Raw genomic sequence first — 14,549 nt, 5'->3', positions numbered from 1 at the left:
CGCCGGACAAGCCGCCTCAATATTCCTTTTCGTAAAAGATACCCGCCCCGGCGCTGCCGCCGCTACCCGCTTCGCCGCGCAGCTTCAGGCCGCGGCCGACATCGAGGTTGATAACCGCCTTGGCGCCGTTCGTCTCGGGGTCCTGCTTCAGTTCGATATAGGTCCGGTCGTTCAGGTACTTGCCGGCCGACACCGCGGCGCGGCCCTGAGCGTCCGTGGTGATATCGAGATCGTCGACACCGAGCTTGCTGCGCAGACTGTCGAGCAGGCCCGTCGAGCGGCCGCCTGCCAGCTGGCTTGCCGCCGAGGCGAGCTGGGCGATCTGTACCGCCGAAAGATTCGACATCGAGCGGTTGAAAATCAGCTGAGCGAGGATTTCATCCTGCGGCAGCGAGGGTGACGACGCGAAGGTGACGGTCGGGTTGCTGGCAAGACCGGCCACCGTGACGGTGATTTCCGTCGTACCGGCCGAACTGCCCGCCACGAGATTGACCGTTGGCACCAGCCCGCCGGCGAAGCCGATATGCGCACTGGAGAAATCGAGCCGGCGCGTCAGGATTTCCATGCGCCCGCGCTCCAGTTCGAAACCGCCGGAAACAATGGGTGTGACGGAGCTCCCCGTCACCCTCAAGCTGCCGCCGAGTTCCGCGTTGATGCCGCGCCCGCGCACGAAGAGCTGGCCGGGCGCCTCGATGGTCAGATCGAGCGCGATGCCACGCGTCGCACCGCTGCTTCCCTGATCACGGTTGACATCGGCCTTCATACGCTTGACCTCGGCGGGCGCGTTGCGATGCTTGATATTGATTTCGGAGAGCGTCGCCGGCAATCGCTGTGGAATGGTGACATTGGCCCTGTTGATATGCACCTTGCCGCCGAGCGCCAGTCCGGCCACCGGCCCGCGCAATGTGAGGTCGCCGCTCACATTCGCGGTCACCAGTGTGCCATCCACATAGGTGACGTCGCGGAGCTGCATCGCCACGTCCACCGGAAAACCGCTCGCCGGGTCGATACCGACACGGCCGCTCGCCGAAAGCTGTCCACCGCTCGATACTCTGCCGGAGAGCGTTTCGATGACGGCCTGCCGTCCATCCATCGTCACGCGGATCGTCAGGTTCTCCACCGCGAGATTGCGGCGCACGTCGACGAGGCGCGCACCGCCTGCCGTTATGCTACCGGTGACGGAGGGCGCGGCCGCTGTACCGCCGATGGCGATATCCACATTGGCATTGCCCGTGAGCACGAAGCCCTGGGCGGACAGCTGGCCCTGCAGCAGGCCGAACGGCACCGTGCCCCGGAAATTGAGCCCGAGCGGCGTCGCCCCGCCGATACCGACCGTGCCGCCGCCCCGGAAGGAGAGCCCGCCGCCGCCCGAAAGCACGGTATCGAGCGTCACCCGGTTGTTCGCGAAGGCACCGTTGGCGCTGATGGTCAGCGCGCCGATGCCGGCGCTGCGCGTCTGGCTCGTCACCGCACCGCCCCAATCGAGCGCATAGTTGACGACGGGCGCTGCCGCCTGCCCTCTGACGGTTACCGTGCCGCCGATCGTGCCTTCCGCACCGAGGCCGGCAGCGAAGTTGTTGACCAGTGCCGCCGGCAGCGCGTCGAGCCGCAGCGACAGGTCGAGGGTTTCTCCCGCCTTGCCGGAGACTGCGATAGAACCGCGTCCGGCCTGGATGGTCAGCCCCTCGAGCGAGACCACCCCGCCGGTCACACCGATCGTCGTTGGCCTGGCGAGCTTCAGCGCGATGCGCCGGGGGGCCGCCTCGAAGGCCTGCAATGCGACATCCAGCCCACCCTCACGCTGGAGGACCTGGCCCTTGGTGATGAGCGGCGCACCGTCGAGACGACCGGTGAGATCGAAATTGGTCGCCTGCCCGGCGCGTGAAAATTCGAGCTTCAGAGCGTCCAGCCGGTTCTCGCCCGAGGCGACGCGTTCAGCGCGAACCGTGCCCGAGATCGCGGCAGTCGCAAGGTCGGTGATGTCGAGATCGACGGCCGGGCTGGTGATGCTGACGGCGTCGCGGCTGATGGACGAGCCGGAGGCCTGCACGGTAGCAGAGGTTTTGCCATTGCTCGTCGCGATTTCGACCTGACCCGAAAGGTCGCCGGCTGCCTTCTGCCCGGCCATCGCGGCGAGCAGGCCGAGATCGGGGAAATCGAAGCGGATGGTGCCATCAGGCATGAAGTTCGCGGCCAGGGCGAGCGAACCCTTCAAGGTGTTCGGTCCGATCTCCGCCTCCAGCACCGGCACGGAAATGCGCCCACCTTCCGAAGTGATGCTGGAACGCACGTTGATCGCCTGCCCGTCGAGCGCGCCCGTCGCCGTCAGTTCACCCGCGGGACTATCGGCGACGGCCTTACCCTTCAGCGTCACCACGAGATCGCTCAGCGTGCGGCCGGAAAGCGTCGCTCCGCTGGACGTCACCTTGGCCGACACATCCAGTCCGTCGACGGGGCCGGTCGCGGACAGGTCGAAGGCGGCTTCTCCCTTGGCATCGGCGAGCAGCTTGCCGAGGTTCAGAACCTTGCCGCTCAACGCCGCCTGGAGATTGCCGCTGTCGAGCGAGACGGTACCCGTCGTCTCCAGCGTGCCGGACTTTACGTTGAGGCCGGAAAGCTCGATTGCGCCGTTGCTGCCGAGCTGGACGCGCCCCTCCATCGCAATCGTCGTATCGACCTTGCCGGCAAGGGCCGGCGGCAGCACGGCGGGAAGTGCGAAGAGGCGGAAACTGACGTCGGCCTCGCGGCTTGCGAGCCCATAGCGGCCGGACAGCGTGCCGCCGATGCTGGCGCTTTCGAGCGTCGCCGGATCGAAGGCGATCTCGGTCGGCGACACGTCCAGCGTCGCGACAAGCTTGGCCGGCCCCTTCACCGTACGGTCAAGATCGGCATTGGCGAAGGCCGTCACGCCGGTTTCCACCGTCGCCTCGATGCGGCCGGACTGGCTTGCCACATTGAAGGCATCGCTTCTTGCCGTAAGACGGATGTTCTCGATACGCCCGGCCGGCAGTTCGGCGGAGACGATAGAAGCATTGGCGTCAAGTGCAGCAGCACTCGCTTCGCCGGTGAGGGACACGTCGGCGCCAGCGATCAGCACCCGCGCGTCGCCTTCGGCAAGCGGCCAGCGAAAATCGATGGGGCCATCGCGACCGGAGAGTTTGACGTCGAGGTTGTTTGCGCCCTTCGCGCTGACCGTACCCGAAGCGGCCAGCGTCATCGCGCCCGTCGAGATCGCGCCCTTTTCGATGCGCAGCATGTCCGAGCCGTCGAAGGCGGCAATCACATCGATGCCGGTTTCGCCGGCAAAGAGCGGGCGCAATTGCGGCGGCATCAGTGCACCGAACGTGCCACCGCCATTGAGCGTGATCGTATGCAGCCCGTTCGTCGCGAGGTCGTGGCGCCCGTCGACATGCAGCATCTCCGTACCGTCGAGTGCTGCGGAAAGGCGACCCTTCCACTGCGACAGCGGACCGTCGCCGGTCAGACGGATCGAGATCGCCGGGTCGTCAGGCAGCTTGAGCAAAGCGGCCAGAATGCCGCCCTTCGGCTCGGCGACGTCGGCTTCGAGCCGAAGCTGGTTGTCGGCGGGATTGAAGACGATATCGGCCACGACACGCGCATCCGGACGCGCCTTTTCGGAGGCGGAGAGTTTCACAGCCACACTGTCGGCTGTGGCATTGCCGCTGCCCGAAAGCACGATACGCTGATCGCGACCGGCGACGGTGCCCGAAATGAACAGCTCCGGCACCTGCAGCGCACCGACATGCACTTCGACCGGCAGCGTGAAGGGCGTGTCGGATTTTTCAGCGTCCGCCTTCGATTCGGGAAGGCGCAGAAGCGAAATGGAAGAGGCCGAAATGCGCTGCGCGTCGAACCGGAACCCGAGCAGACTGAACGGCGACCAGTCGACGGAGAGATCCTTGACCTCCGCATAGGTGCCCTTCGCGTCGCCGACGGTAATCGTCTTCGCCCTGAGCCGCCCCGTAAGCAGGCCTGACGGTTCGCTGATCGAAATCGTCTGTCCACTCGACGCGGCGATTTTCTCGACATAGGCGACGGCGAAACGCGCGCCCGCGTCGGTAAAGCCGACGAAACCGACAAGTCCGACAAGAACAAGCAGAAGAATGACGATGCCGTAACCGAGATAACGGAGCGTCGCGCGGAGAATTCGGGACAGCCTATTCATGCTTCATCCATTTCGCGTGCGGGGAGCGAAAAGAATCGCTCGTGGCCGTCTTGAATCCGAATCGCCCGGCCGATCAAGAGTCTAGACGGAAATTCGGGCGGCCGTCAGAACGACTGGCCAATGCCGGCATAGACCCCGAAGGATGTACCGCCGTCATACTTCTTGAGCGGCACCGCCACATCGAGGCGGAGCGGCCCGAAGGGTGTCGCGTAGCGAAGACCGATACCGGCACCGGCCCTGATATCCTTGAAATCGGGAACTTCGTCGGTCGAGACCGTGCCGACGTCGATGAAGGGCACGATGCCGATCGTCTCCGTCACGCCGATGCGCGCCTCCGCAGTCGCCGCCACATAGGAGCGCCCCCCGAGGATCTTGCCCTTACCGTTGCGCGGCGAGATCTCCTGGTATCCGTAGCCGCGCACCGTGCCGCCGCCGCCCAGGAAGAAGCGGCGCGTCGCCGGAATGTCGGACAACTCGTTGCCGCCGATGATCGTGCCGGCAGCGACCTTGCCGGCGAGGACGAAACGCTTTTCCTCGCCGAGCGCCTGGTAGCCGGTGATAGCGCCCTCGAAACTGGAGAAGAACGTGCCGCGCTTGATTTCATAGGTCGGCTTCGCGTTGATCATCGCGCGATAGCCTTCGGTCGGGTTCAGCTTGTCGTCACGCGTGTCGCGAACATATTCGATCGGGATGGCAGCCGTCAGGTACTTGTTCTTGCCGAAGGCATCCTCGACATCGCTCCACATGACCTCGCCGCCGGCGCTCACCGTATCCTGATCGGAAAGCTCGACACTGACGCCGGCCGCCGCCGTCGTGGTGAACGCCTTGTAGGCGTCGGGATCGACGATCGAGGCCTTGAGGCTGGCATTGAAGGTCGATGCCGGACCAAAGGCGCCGGGCTTGGAGAAGAGAATCGCCGTCGAATAGTCCATGTCGCCGAGCGCCGATTCGCCGATGCGGCTGACCGAACCTTCGATGCGCAGGGATTCGGCCTGGCCGAAAAGGTTGCGGTGGCCCCAATAGCCCTGCAGGCCGAGGCCGTCCGTATTCGACACCTGGGCACCGACGCCGAAGTAACGGTGTTTGCCCTCGGAAACCTCGATGGTCATCGGCAGCGAGCCATCCGGTGCCAGCTTGTCGGCCTCGCGGATCGTGACGCTGGAAAAGACGCCGAGTGTGCGCAGTCGCTCCGCCGCCTTGTTCAGGGCTTCCGGTGAGTAGGGCTGTCCGGCATTGATGCGCGAATAGCGCTGCACGAAACCCGCATCGACCGTCTTGGTGCCGGTAACGCCGACGTCGCCGACAGGTGCCACCGGCCCGCCCTCGGCGGCGATCACCACGTCGACGGTCTGCGTCTTGTGGTCCGCCGTCGCGTTGCGCTCGGTGAGTTTGGCAAGCGGCCGGCCCTCCGCCTTGAGATCGACGACCATTTTCTCGCCGGCCTTCAGGATGATGGTGGAATCGGCACGAGCGCCCGCCACAAGGCCATAATCGGCCGGATTTCGCCCCTCCGCATCGCCGGAAAACGCAATCTCGCCGAAGGTGAAGACCGGGCCTGGCTCGACGGTGATCGTGACGGGAATGGCGCCGCGATTGGGAAATTCCGGGTTGGGCGGCAATTGGTCGAGATCCTGTCCATCGACCGTGACCTTCACAACGCCGCCATAGCGGGCCTGTTCGTATAGCGCGGCCAGAATGCGATCGCGGTCATCGCGCGCCTTGATGACGAGGCCGAGATCGCCCGAGACCGGCTTGCCCTCGTCCTGCTTGAGCAGCGCGGTGTTCTCGATCGCCTCTTTCAGGTCATCGTCATCGGTGCCAGGATTGAGCGTCAGCGTATAGTTGACCGGGTCGATGACGGAGACCGTGTCCTCTTCGTCCTCGAAGAACTTCATGCCGAAGATTTCGAAGGCGAAAGCGGGGGAGGCAGAAAGAGGAGCAACGGCCAACGCAGCAGCAACCGCGAGCGCGGTGCCAGCTTTCAGAAACGCAAAACTCTTTTCCGGCCGGTTCACTTTATCCCGCATCCGCAGCTATCCGTCGCCTTTCTCCGTAAGGTGCGGGGCTTACGGCGGACCGGCAGCTTTCCGTCACAGACTTCAGACGCCCTGGTTCATCCAGAGCTTTCAGGCAGGAAAAGACCCTAACGCGTTAGGTTTTCCGTAATGTTAACGGCGGTTTTACACGGTGACGGACGGGATTTGAAGCACCGAAGGGCATTTTATCCCGACGGCGGACAGGCAAAAGCCCCGGAGACTATCCGGGGCTTCGTAAAAGTTGCAGCTTACGGGTATCAGTAACCCGACGGGCAACGATCGATGTAGCGGCGGCCGTAGCGGTCGCGGTAGTAGCACTGGCCAGGCTGTTCGGCGACAGAGCCGATCACAGCGCCGGAGACGCCACCGATGGCAGCACCGACGGCAGCGCCGCGCACGTCACCGGTGATCGCGCCACCGATGATCGCGCCGGACACGGCGCCGATGCCTGCACCCTTTTCCGTCTGCGTGCAGCTGGCGACGGCCAGACCGACCAGGACGAGCGCAATGACTTTCTTCATGAAGATGTTCTCCAAAGTTGAGATGCGCCCCGTTTTCGGATCCGCACTATCCCCTTCTTACGTTACGCAACACACGCCGCCGTCTTGCACGGTCAGGTCTGTCCGAGGTTCAAAATATAGCCGGTTTCCGGGAAGTCCATGGGACTAAACTATTTTTTTGCTGTGCGAATAAACAGCGTTTCCGTTTCGTTTGTTTGATCCGTCAAACGCATCCGGTCACGAGAAATTTCGATTTACCCTGAAAGTACCGGTTGATCCCCGCCGCAAAAAGTCAAATGATATGACTGTTGCTGCTGCGCCGGCGGGAGGAGAACCCCGCGCAGCACCTTTGCCGGAATGAAATGCACGCGAATTGAATGCTGGTGTCGTCTGATCCCAGGCCCGCGTCGCGACGACGCCCGCTGCATGCACACTCGGATCGACCGGCCCAGCGGCTCTGCAACCGCCAGGGAGGAACGAATGGCGAAAGTGGCAATGACCGTCAACGGCCGGAAGGTGAGCAAAGAGTGCGAGGGCCGCACCCTGCTTGTGCACTTCCTGCGCGACACCCTCAGCCTCACCGGAACTCATATCGGATGCGATACGTCCCAGTGCGGCGCCTGCGTCGTGCATATGGACGGCAAGGCCGTGAAAAGCTGTTCCATGCTCGCGGCCCAGGCCGCGGGCGCTGAAATCCTCACCATCGAAGGGCTTGCCGCGAACGGCGAGCTGCACCCGGTGCAGGCAGCCTTCAAGGCCAATCACGGCCTGCAATGCGGCTTCTGTACGCCCGGCATGGTGATGACCGCCGTCGACATGATCAACCGCTATGGCGCCAAGCTCAACGAACAGACCGTCCGGGAAAACCTGGAAGGCAATATCTGTCGATGCACCGGCTACCACAACATCGTCAAAGCCATCCTCGCCGCCGCCGAAGACATGGGCGCGGCAGGCCGTCAGGCTGCGGAATAACGCCGACGGCGGTCCTGCCGGCGGCCGCGATCCCTTTGCGCCTGCCTGGCTGACCGCCTTCAGCATGTCACGCGAACGATATCTCTGGAGGAGATGAAGATGGGTGTCGAAGGCATCGGCGCGCGCGTTGCGCGAAAAGAAGACAAGCGGTTTCTCATGGGCCAGGGCAAATATACGGACGACATGTCCGTGCCCGGCATGTGTTACGCCGCATTCGTGCGCTCGCCGCACGCGCATGCGAAGATCAGGAGCATCGATATCTCGGCCGCCGCCGACATGCCCGGCGTAATCGGCGTGCTGAACGGCAAGCAGATGCTCGACGACGGCATCGGTAACCTGATCTGCGGCTGGATGATCCATTCCAAGGACGGCTCGCCGATGAAGATGGGGGCCTGGCGGCCGATCGCGCATGATACGGTGCGCTATGTCGGCGACGCGGTCGCCGTGGTCGTGGCCGACACGATGGGCGAGGCGCGCGACGCCGCCGAGGCCGTCGTCGTCGAATACGACGTGCTGCCCGCCGTCACCGATGCGGTCAAGGCGCTCGAGGCCGGCCAGCCACAGCTTCACCCAGAGGCCCCCGGCAACCTGATCTATGACTGGGAGATCGGTGATGGCGCCGCGACCGATGCGGCGATTGCCGCCGCCGCCCATGTCACGGAAATGAAGATCGTCAACAACCGGCTTGCGCCGAACCCGATGGAACCACGCGCAGCCCTCGGTATCTATGATTCTGCCGAGGACCACTACACCTGCTACACGACGAGCCAGAACCCTCATGTCGCGCGCCTCGTCATGAGCGCCTTCTACAATGTCGCGCCGGAAAACAAGCTGCGCGTCATCGCGCCCGATGTCGGCGGCGGCTTCGGTTCGAAGATCTATATCTACCCGGAGGAGATCGTCTGTCTCTGGGCCTCCAAGCGCACCGGCGTACCGGTGAAATGGACCAGCGACCGCACAGAGGCCTTCCTGACGGATGCGCATGGCCGCGACCATGTCTCGACGGTCAAGATGGCCTTCGACGCCGACAACCGCGTCACGGCGCTGAAGGTCGATACGATCGCCAATTTCGGCGCCTATATGTCGCTGTTCTCCTCGGCGGTGCCGACCTATCTCTATGCCACCCTGCTCTCCGGCCAGTATAACTTCCCGGCGATCCACGCCAATGTGCGCGCCGTCTACACCAACACGGTCGCTGTCGATGCCTATCGCGGCGCCGGCCGGCCGGAAGCCACCTATCTGCTCGAACGCACCATGGAGACGGCGGCGCGCGAACTCGGCGTCTCGCCGGCGGAGCTGCGCCGCATCAATTTCATCCGCAGCTTCCCGCACCAGACGCCCGTCATCATGAACTATGACGCGGGCGACTACGAAGCCTCGCTGGAAGCGGCAATGAAGGCCGCCGACTGGGCCGGTTTCCCGGCCCGCAAGGCGGAAGCGGCCGGCCGCGGCATGAAGCGCGGCATCGGCATGAGTTGTTATATCGAGGCCTGCGGCATCGCGCCGTCGGCGGCCGTCGGCTCGCTCGGCGCCGGTGTCGGTCTCTGGGAATCGGCGGAAGTACGCGTCAACGCCGTCGGCACCGTCGAGGTGCTCACCGGCTCGCACAGCCACGGCCAGGGCCATGAGACGACCTTTGCCCAGCTTGTTGCCGATCGCTTCGGCGTGCCGCTCGACAGCGTCTCCATCGTGCATGGTGATACCGACAAGGTGCAGATGGGCATGGGCACCTACGGTTCCCGCTCCGGCGCCGTTGGCATGTCCGCCGTCGTCAAGGCGCTGGACAAGGTGGAGACCAAGGCAAAGAAGATCGCCGCCCACCTGATGGAAGCCGACGAGAGCGACATCGTCATCGAGAACGGCGCGCTGAAGGTCGCCGGCACCGACAAGTCGGTCCCGTGGTTCCAGATGGCGCTCGCCGCCTATACCGCGCACAACTTGCCCTCTGGCATGGAGCCGGGCCTGAAGGAAGGCGCTTTCTACGACCCGGCCAACTTCACCTTCCCGGCCGGCTGCTACATCGCGGAGGTCGAGGTCGACCCGGACACAGGCAAGACGAAAATCGTCCAGTTCGTCGCCGCCGACGACTTCGGCAACATCATCAACCCGATGATCGTCGAGGGCCAAGTGCATGGCGGCATCGCGCAGGGCATCGGCCAGGCGCTGCTGGAAGGCGTGCACTACGACCCAGAAACCGGCCAGCTGCTGACGGCAAGCTACATGGACTACACCATGCCGCGTGCCGACGACCTGCCCTCCTTCCAAGTCTCGCACCAGATCACCCCCTGCCCGAACAATCCACTCGGCATCAAGGGCTGCGGCGAGGCGGGCGCCATCGGCTCCCCGCCGGCGCTGATGAATGCCATCACCGACGCCATCGGCAACAATGACCTCACCATGCCGGCAACGCCCCAGAAGGTCTGGGCGGCGGCACGGGCAACGGCAAACTGACGGGAGGACGCCATGTACGCAACGAACTATCACCGCGCCTCCTCGGTCGCCGATGCAGTCAAGCTGCAGTCATCTTCGGACGAGGCGAAATACGTCTCCGGCGGCATGACGCTGATTCCGACGATGAAGCAGCGGCTCGCCGCGCCTTCCGATCTCGTGGATCTCAGGCACATCGCCGAGATGAAGGGTATCTCCGTCAACGGCAGCCGCGTGCGCATCGGCGCGGCCACCACGCATTACGAGGTCTCCACCTCCGCCGAGCTGAAAGCCGCCTGCCCTGCGATCTCCCACCTCGCAGCCCATATCGGTGACCCGCATGTCCGCCATATGGGCACGATCGGCGGCTCCATCGCCAACAACGACCCGGCCGCCGACTACCCCTCCGCCATGCTGGCGCTGGGCGCGACGATCGTCACCAATGCCAGGGAAGTCGCGGCCGAGGATTTCTTCACCGGCCTTTTCGAAACCGCGCTCGAAGCCGGCGAGATCGTCGTCGCCGTCACCTTCGATGCTCCGGCCAAGGCAGGCTATGCCAAGTTCCCCAACCCGGCCTCGCGTTATGCCATGGCCGGCGTCTTCGTGGCGAAGGCGGGGAATGGCAGCGTGCGGGTGGCGGTGACGGGCGCGGGCTCGAACGGCGTCTTCCGCCATGCCGGCCTTGAGGCGGCCCTTGCCGCCAACTGGTCGGCGGATGCGGCCTCGGGCGTCGATGTCGACGCCTCCGACCTGCTCTCCGATCTGCACGGCAGCGCGGAGTATCGGGCGAACCTCGTGAAAGTCATGGCCAAGCGGGCGGTCGCCGCCGCCTGATTTCCACTAAAAACCTGAAACTGGTTCGATTAAAAGGGCGGTTGAGGCCGTCCTTTTTTCGTGCAGACTTGACATGCATCAACAGGAAATGGCCTTTGGGGGCCTAAGATACATTGGAATGGTTCAAAGGTGGCGCCGATTTGCCGCAGCGGAGATCGTTGCAGCGGGCCGGCCTCAGGTGTAGCCGATTGAACGACCGCCAACGATGATGATGTCCGGGTTTTCGCCGGACAGGAGACTCCGGATGGACTTCGAAAACTTCTTCAAGAACGAGCTGGATGGCCTGCATCAGGAAGGCCGCTATCGCGTGTTCGCCGATCTGGAGCGCCAGAAGGGGAACTTCCCCAGGGCGACCCGCTACACGGCCGAAGGCCCGAAGGACGTGACCGTCTGGTGTTCCAACGATTATCTCGGCATGGGCCAGAACCCCAAGGTGACCGAGGCGATGAAACTCGCCATCGACCAGTGTGGCGCCGGTGCCGGCGGCACTCGCAACATTTCCGGCACCAACCACTACCACGTTCTGCTCGAGCAGGAACTGGCCGACCTGCACGGCAAGGAATCCGCCCTGCTCTTCACCTCGGGCTACGTGTCCAACTGGGCAGCCCTCGGCACGCTCTGTTCGAAGATTCCTGGCCTCATCTGTTTTTCGGATGCCGGCAACCACGCCTCGATGATCGAGGGCATCCGCCACTCCAAGTGCGAGCGCGTGATCTGGAAGCACAATGATCTCCGAGACCTCGAAGCCAAGCTCGCCGCCGCGGACCCCAAGGCGCCGAAGCTGATCGCCTTCGAATCGGTCTATTCGATGGATGGCGACATCGCCCCAATCAAGGAAATCTGCGACCTCGCCGACAAATACGGCGCGATGACCTATCTCGACGAAGTCCATGCCGTCGGCATGTATGGTCCGCGCGGCGGCGGCATTGCCGAACGCGAGGGCCTGATGCATCGTCTGACGGTCATCGAGGGTACGCTTGCCAAGGCGTTCGGCGTGATGGGCGGCTATATCGCGGCCTCCACGGCGCTCTGCGATTTCGTGCGCTCCTTCGCCTCGGGCTTCATCTTCACGACGTCGCTTCCGCCCGCACTTGCCGCTGGTGCGCTCGCCTCGATCCGCCACCTCAAGGACAGCCAGATCGAGCGCTTCGCCCATCAGGAGCGCGTGCGCAAGCTGCGTGCAGCGCTTGACCGCAACGGCATTCCGCACATGCCGAACCCGAGCCATATTGTGCCGGTCATGGTCGGCGACGCATCGAAGTGCAAATGGATTTCGGACCTGCTGCTCGACAATTTCGGCATCTATGTCCAGCCGATCAACTACCCGACCGTGCCGCGCAAGACCGAGCGTCTGCGCATCACGCCGACTCCGCTGCACACCGATGCCGATATCGAGCATCTCGTCGGCGCCCTGCATTCGCTGTGGTCGCGCTGTGCGCTGGCCCGCGCCGTCGCCTGATAAGGCGAAAAACCTGACTGCTCAGATGAGCCCGGCGGCCACCCGCCGGGCTTCTTCGTCTGCAGCGAAAACATCGTCCATGGAGGATGCCGGCGGCAGATGGCTGAGTTTATCCATCACCTGTTCGGCAATATCCGCCATCGACAGGAAGCCGATGCGCCCGCCGACGAAGGCATGGAACGCCACCTCCTCCGCCGCATTCATGATCGCGCCCTGAAGGCCGCCACGTTCCAGCGCCGTGCGGGCGAGCCGGAGCGCCGGGAAGCGCGTTTCGTCCGGCGCTTCGAAATCGAGCCGCGACAGCTTGGCAAAATCCAGCCGGTCGACATTGAGCGGCGAGCGTGTGGGATAGGTCAGGGCATAGCCGATCGCCGTGCGCATATCCGGCGCGCCGAGCTGCGCCAGCACCGAGCCATCGACATAGCCGACCATGGAGTGGATGATCGACTGCGGATGCACCACCACCTCGATCTGGTCAGGCCTGACGTCGAAGAGATGTTTCGCCTCGATCATCTCCAGCGCCTTGTTGAACATCGAGGCGCTGCCGATCGAGATTTTCAGGCCCATCGACCAGTTGGGATGAGCGCGCGCGATATCCGCCGTCACGTTCGACATCTGCTCGCGGCTCCAGGTGCGGAAAGGGCCGCCCGAGGCTGTCAGCACGATGCGCTCGACGGCATGGCGCTGGTCGTCCTCCAGCGCCTGGAAGATCGCGCTGTGCTCGCTGTCGACGGGAATGAGCCGCCCGCCACCCTCGGCGACGGCCTGAACGAAGAGGTCTCCGGCCGACACCAGGCATTCCTTGTTGGCAAGCGCGATATCCGCGCCCTTCTTCGCCGCAGCCAGTGTCGGCGCAAGGCCGGCCGTGCCGACGATTGCCGCCATCACCCAGTCCGCATCGCCGGAGGCAGCCTCCATAAGCGCCCCGCGCCCGGCGGCCGCCTCGATGCCGCTGCCGGAAAGCGCGTCCTTCAATGCGCTGTAGCGGCTCTCGTCAGCCGTCACCACCATCCGCGCGCCGCAGTCTTTTGCCTGGGCGGCCAGCAGCTCCACATTGCCATTGCCGGTCAGCGCCACGACCTCGTAGCGGTCGCGCCCGCCGAGCTGGCGCACCACGTCGAGCGTGCTGGTGCCGATGGAGCCTGTCGAGCCTAAAACGGTGATGCGGCGCGTCTGCCGCGCATCGAGAGCCATGATGGTTTCCGCAATTTTCTTGTATTCTGCTATTGGCTCTACAGGCGAAAGACGCCAGCAACAAGCCTGCAACGCGGCGGAAAACCGCCGCTGCGCCCGTCTTCTCGAACCCGTGGCTTGACCTTTTCGCCCGGACGGCCATAACGTCCCCGCAAAGCGGCTTTCCGCCCCGACGCGATTGGAGAAATCTGTGCATCGACGCCTGAGAGTTTGGACCCTCGCCTGCCTCGTGCTTGCGACAGCAGCTCCGGCCCATGCCGACGAGCCGGTCCCGAGTGGTCTCGGCGGCGCCTGGCTTGCCGAGGATATCGGCGGCAACGGCGTCATTGACGACCTGCAGACAACGCTGGAGATCAGGCCCGATGGCAGCTATGGCGGCAATGGCGGCTGCAACACCTATCGCGGCAAGCTGAAGGTCCAGAACGGCAATATCGCTTTCGCGCCCGCCGCCGCGACGCGCAAGATGTGTGCCCCCGCCATCATGGACCAGGAGCAGAAGTTCTTCGACGCGCTCGGCACCGTGACCTCCTGGAAACTAGAGAACGGGATTCTGCATCTGACCGGCAAGGAAGGCGCCCCGGCGATCCGCCTTGCGGGCCTTAAGAACAGCACGGACATCGTCATCCGTTTGCCTGGACCGGAACAGAGCGTGGCACGCGAGACGATCAGCTACCAGTGTGACGCCGACCAGCGCGTCGTTGCCGAATACATCAATGCCGGCTCCAATTCGCTGGCCGTGTTGAAGATCGGCGATGAAACCGTCATCGCCGCCAATGTTCTGGCCGCCTCCGGTGCCAAATATGCCGGCGGCCGCTTCGAATGGTGGACCAAGGGCGACGAGGCGACGCTCTACGACCTGACCAAGGGCGAAAACGCGCCGGGCGTCAACTGCCGCAAGACCGGCTGAGCCGACACGGCTTTTCAGTCTTCGCGTCGGGAGC

The 14,549-nt window shown here is 64.2% G+C and carries 9 protein-coding genes; 5 read left to right on the top strand and 4 right to left on the bottom strand.

What is annotated here, in order from left to right; genetic code table 11:
- Nucleotides 1-16 precede the first annotated feature (16 nt).
- From MUU55_RS27920 to MUU55_RS27910, 3 genes are all read right to left on the bottom strand, one after another.
- The gene (locus MUU55_RS27920) at nt 17-4,186 is read right to left on the bottom strand and encodes a translocation/assembly module TamB domain-containing protein (RefSeq protein ID WP_244764042.1); all 4,170 of its coding nucleotides are present in this window, start codon (nt 4,184-4,186) and stop codon (nt 17-19) included.
- A 104-nt stretch (nt 4,187-4,290) separates the two neighbouring features.
- Nucleotides 4,291-6,213: an autotransporter assembly complex protein TamA gene (locus tag MUU55_RS27915; RefSeq protein ID WP_244764041.1), complete on the bottom strand. Its 1,923-nt coding sequence runs from the start codon at nt 6,211-6,213 to the stop codon at nt 4,291-4,293.
- 266 nt (nt 6,214-6,479) lie between these two features.
- On the bottom strand, nt 6,480-6,743 hold the full coding sequence (locus MUU55_RS27910; RefSeq protein ID WP_117371935.1) for a YMGG-like glycine zipper-containing protein: 264 nt from the start codon (nt 6,741-6,743) through the stop codon (nt 6,480-6,482).
- A 459-nt stretch (nt 6,744-7,202) separates the two neighbouring features.
- Between MUU55_RS27910 and MUU55_RS27905 the strand changes: the two genes are divergently transcribed.
- The 4 genes from MUU55_RS27905 (at nt 7,203) to hemA (ending at nt 12,414) form a co-directional block, all read left to right on the top strand.
- On the top strand, nt 7,203-7,694 hold the full coding sequence (locus MUU55_RS27905) for a (2Fe-2S)-binding protein (RefSeq protein ID WP_244764077.1): 492 nt from the start codon (nt 7,203-7,205) through the stop codon (nt 7,692-7,694).
- 99 nt (nt 7,695-7,793) lie between these two features.
- Nucleotides 7,794-10,145, top strand: a complete 2,352-nt coding sequence (locus MUU55_RS27900; RefSeq protein ID WP_244764040.1) for a xanthine dehydrogenase family protein molybdopterin-binding subunit — start codon at nt 7,794-7,796, stop codon at nt 10,143-10,145.
- A gap of 12 nt (nt 10,146-10,157) precedes the next feature.
- On the top strand, nt 10,158-10,955 hold the full coding sequence (locus tag MUU55_RS27895; protein WP_244764039.1) for an FAD binding domain-containing protein: 798 nt from the start codon (nt 10,158-10,160) through the stop codon (nt 10,953-10,955).
- A gap of 244 nt (nt 10,956-11,199) precedes the next feature.
- On the top strand, nt 11,200-12,414 hold the full coding sequence (gene hemA, locus MUU55_RS27890) for a 5-aminolevulinate synthase (RefSeq protein ID WP_244764038.1): 1,215 nt from the start codon (nt 11,200-11,202) through the stop codon (nt 12,412-12,414).
- Between the two features lie 21 nt (nt 12,415-12,435).
- On the opposite strand, the gene dxr is transcribed toward hemA, so the two are convergent.
- A complete protein-coding gene (dxr, locus tag MUU55_RS27885) occupies nt 12,436-13,608 on the bottom strand; it encodes a 1-deoxy-D-xylulose-5-phosphate reductoisomerase (protein WP_244764037.1) in 1,173 nt (390 codons plus the stop codon).
- A 190-nt stretch (nt 13,609-13,798) separates the two neighbouring features.
- Between dxr and MUU55_RS27880 the strand changes: the two genes are divergently transcribed.
- Nucleotides 13,799-14,515, top strand: coding sequence for an META domain-containing protein (locus MUU55_RS27880; protein WP_244764036.1), 717 nt, complete (start codon nt 13,799-13,801; stop codon nt 14,513-14,515).
- Nucleotides 14,516-14,549 lie beyond the last annotated feature (34 nt).

This window comes from Shinella curvata, assembly GCF_022899935.1.
GTDB lineage: Bacteria > Pseudomonadota > Alphaproteobacteria > Rhizobiales > Rhizobiaceae > Shinella > Shinella curvata.
The sequence above is the reverse complement of the archived record's forward strand: the minus strand, read 5'-3'. Positions and strand labels throughout refer to the sequence as shown.

Coding starts and splice junctions, on each gene's coding strand:
- MUU55_RS27920 (WP_244764042.1), bottom strand. CDS start 4,186: ATGAATAGGCTGTCCCGAATTCTCCGCGCGACGCTCCGTTATCTCGGT.
- MUU55_RS27915 (WP_244764041.1), bottom strand. CDS start 6,213: ATGCGGGATAAAGTGAACCGGCCGGAAAAGAGTTTTGCGTTTCTGAAA.
- MUU55_RS27910 (WP_117371935.1), bottom strand. CDS start 6,743: ATGAAGAAAGTCATTGCGCTCGTCCTGGTCGGTCTGGCCGTCGCCAGC.
- MUU55_RS27905 (WP_244764077.1), top strand. CDS start 7,203: ATGGCGAAAGTGGCAATGACCGTCAACGGCCGGAAGGTGAGCAAAGAG.
- MUU55_RS27900 (WP_244764040.1), top strand. CDS start 7,794: ATGGGTGTCGAAGGCATCGGCGCGCGCGTTGCGCGAAAAGAAGACAAG.
- MUU55_RS27895 (WP_244764039.1), top strand. CDS start 10,158: ATGTACGCAACGAACTATCACCGCGCCTCCTCGGTCGCCGATGCAGTC.
- hemA (WP_244764038.1), top strand. CDS start 11,200: ATGGACTTCGAAAACTTCTTCAAGAACGAGCTGGATGGCCTGCATCAG.
- dxr (WP_244764037.1), bottom strand. CDS start 13,608: ATGGCTCTCGATGCGCGGCAGACGCGCCGCATCACCGTTTTAGGCTCG.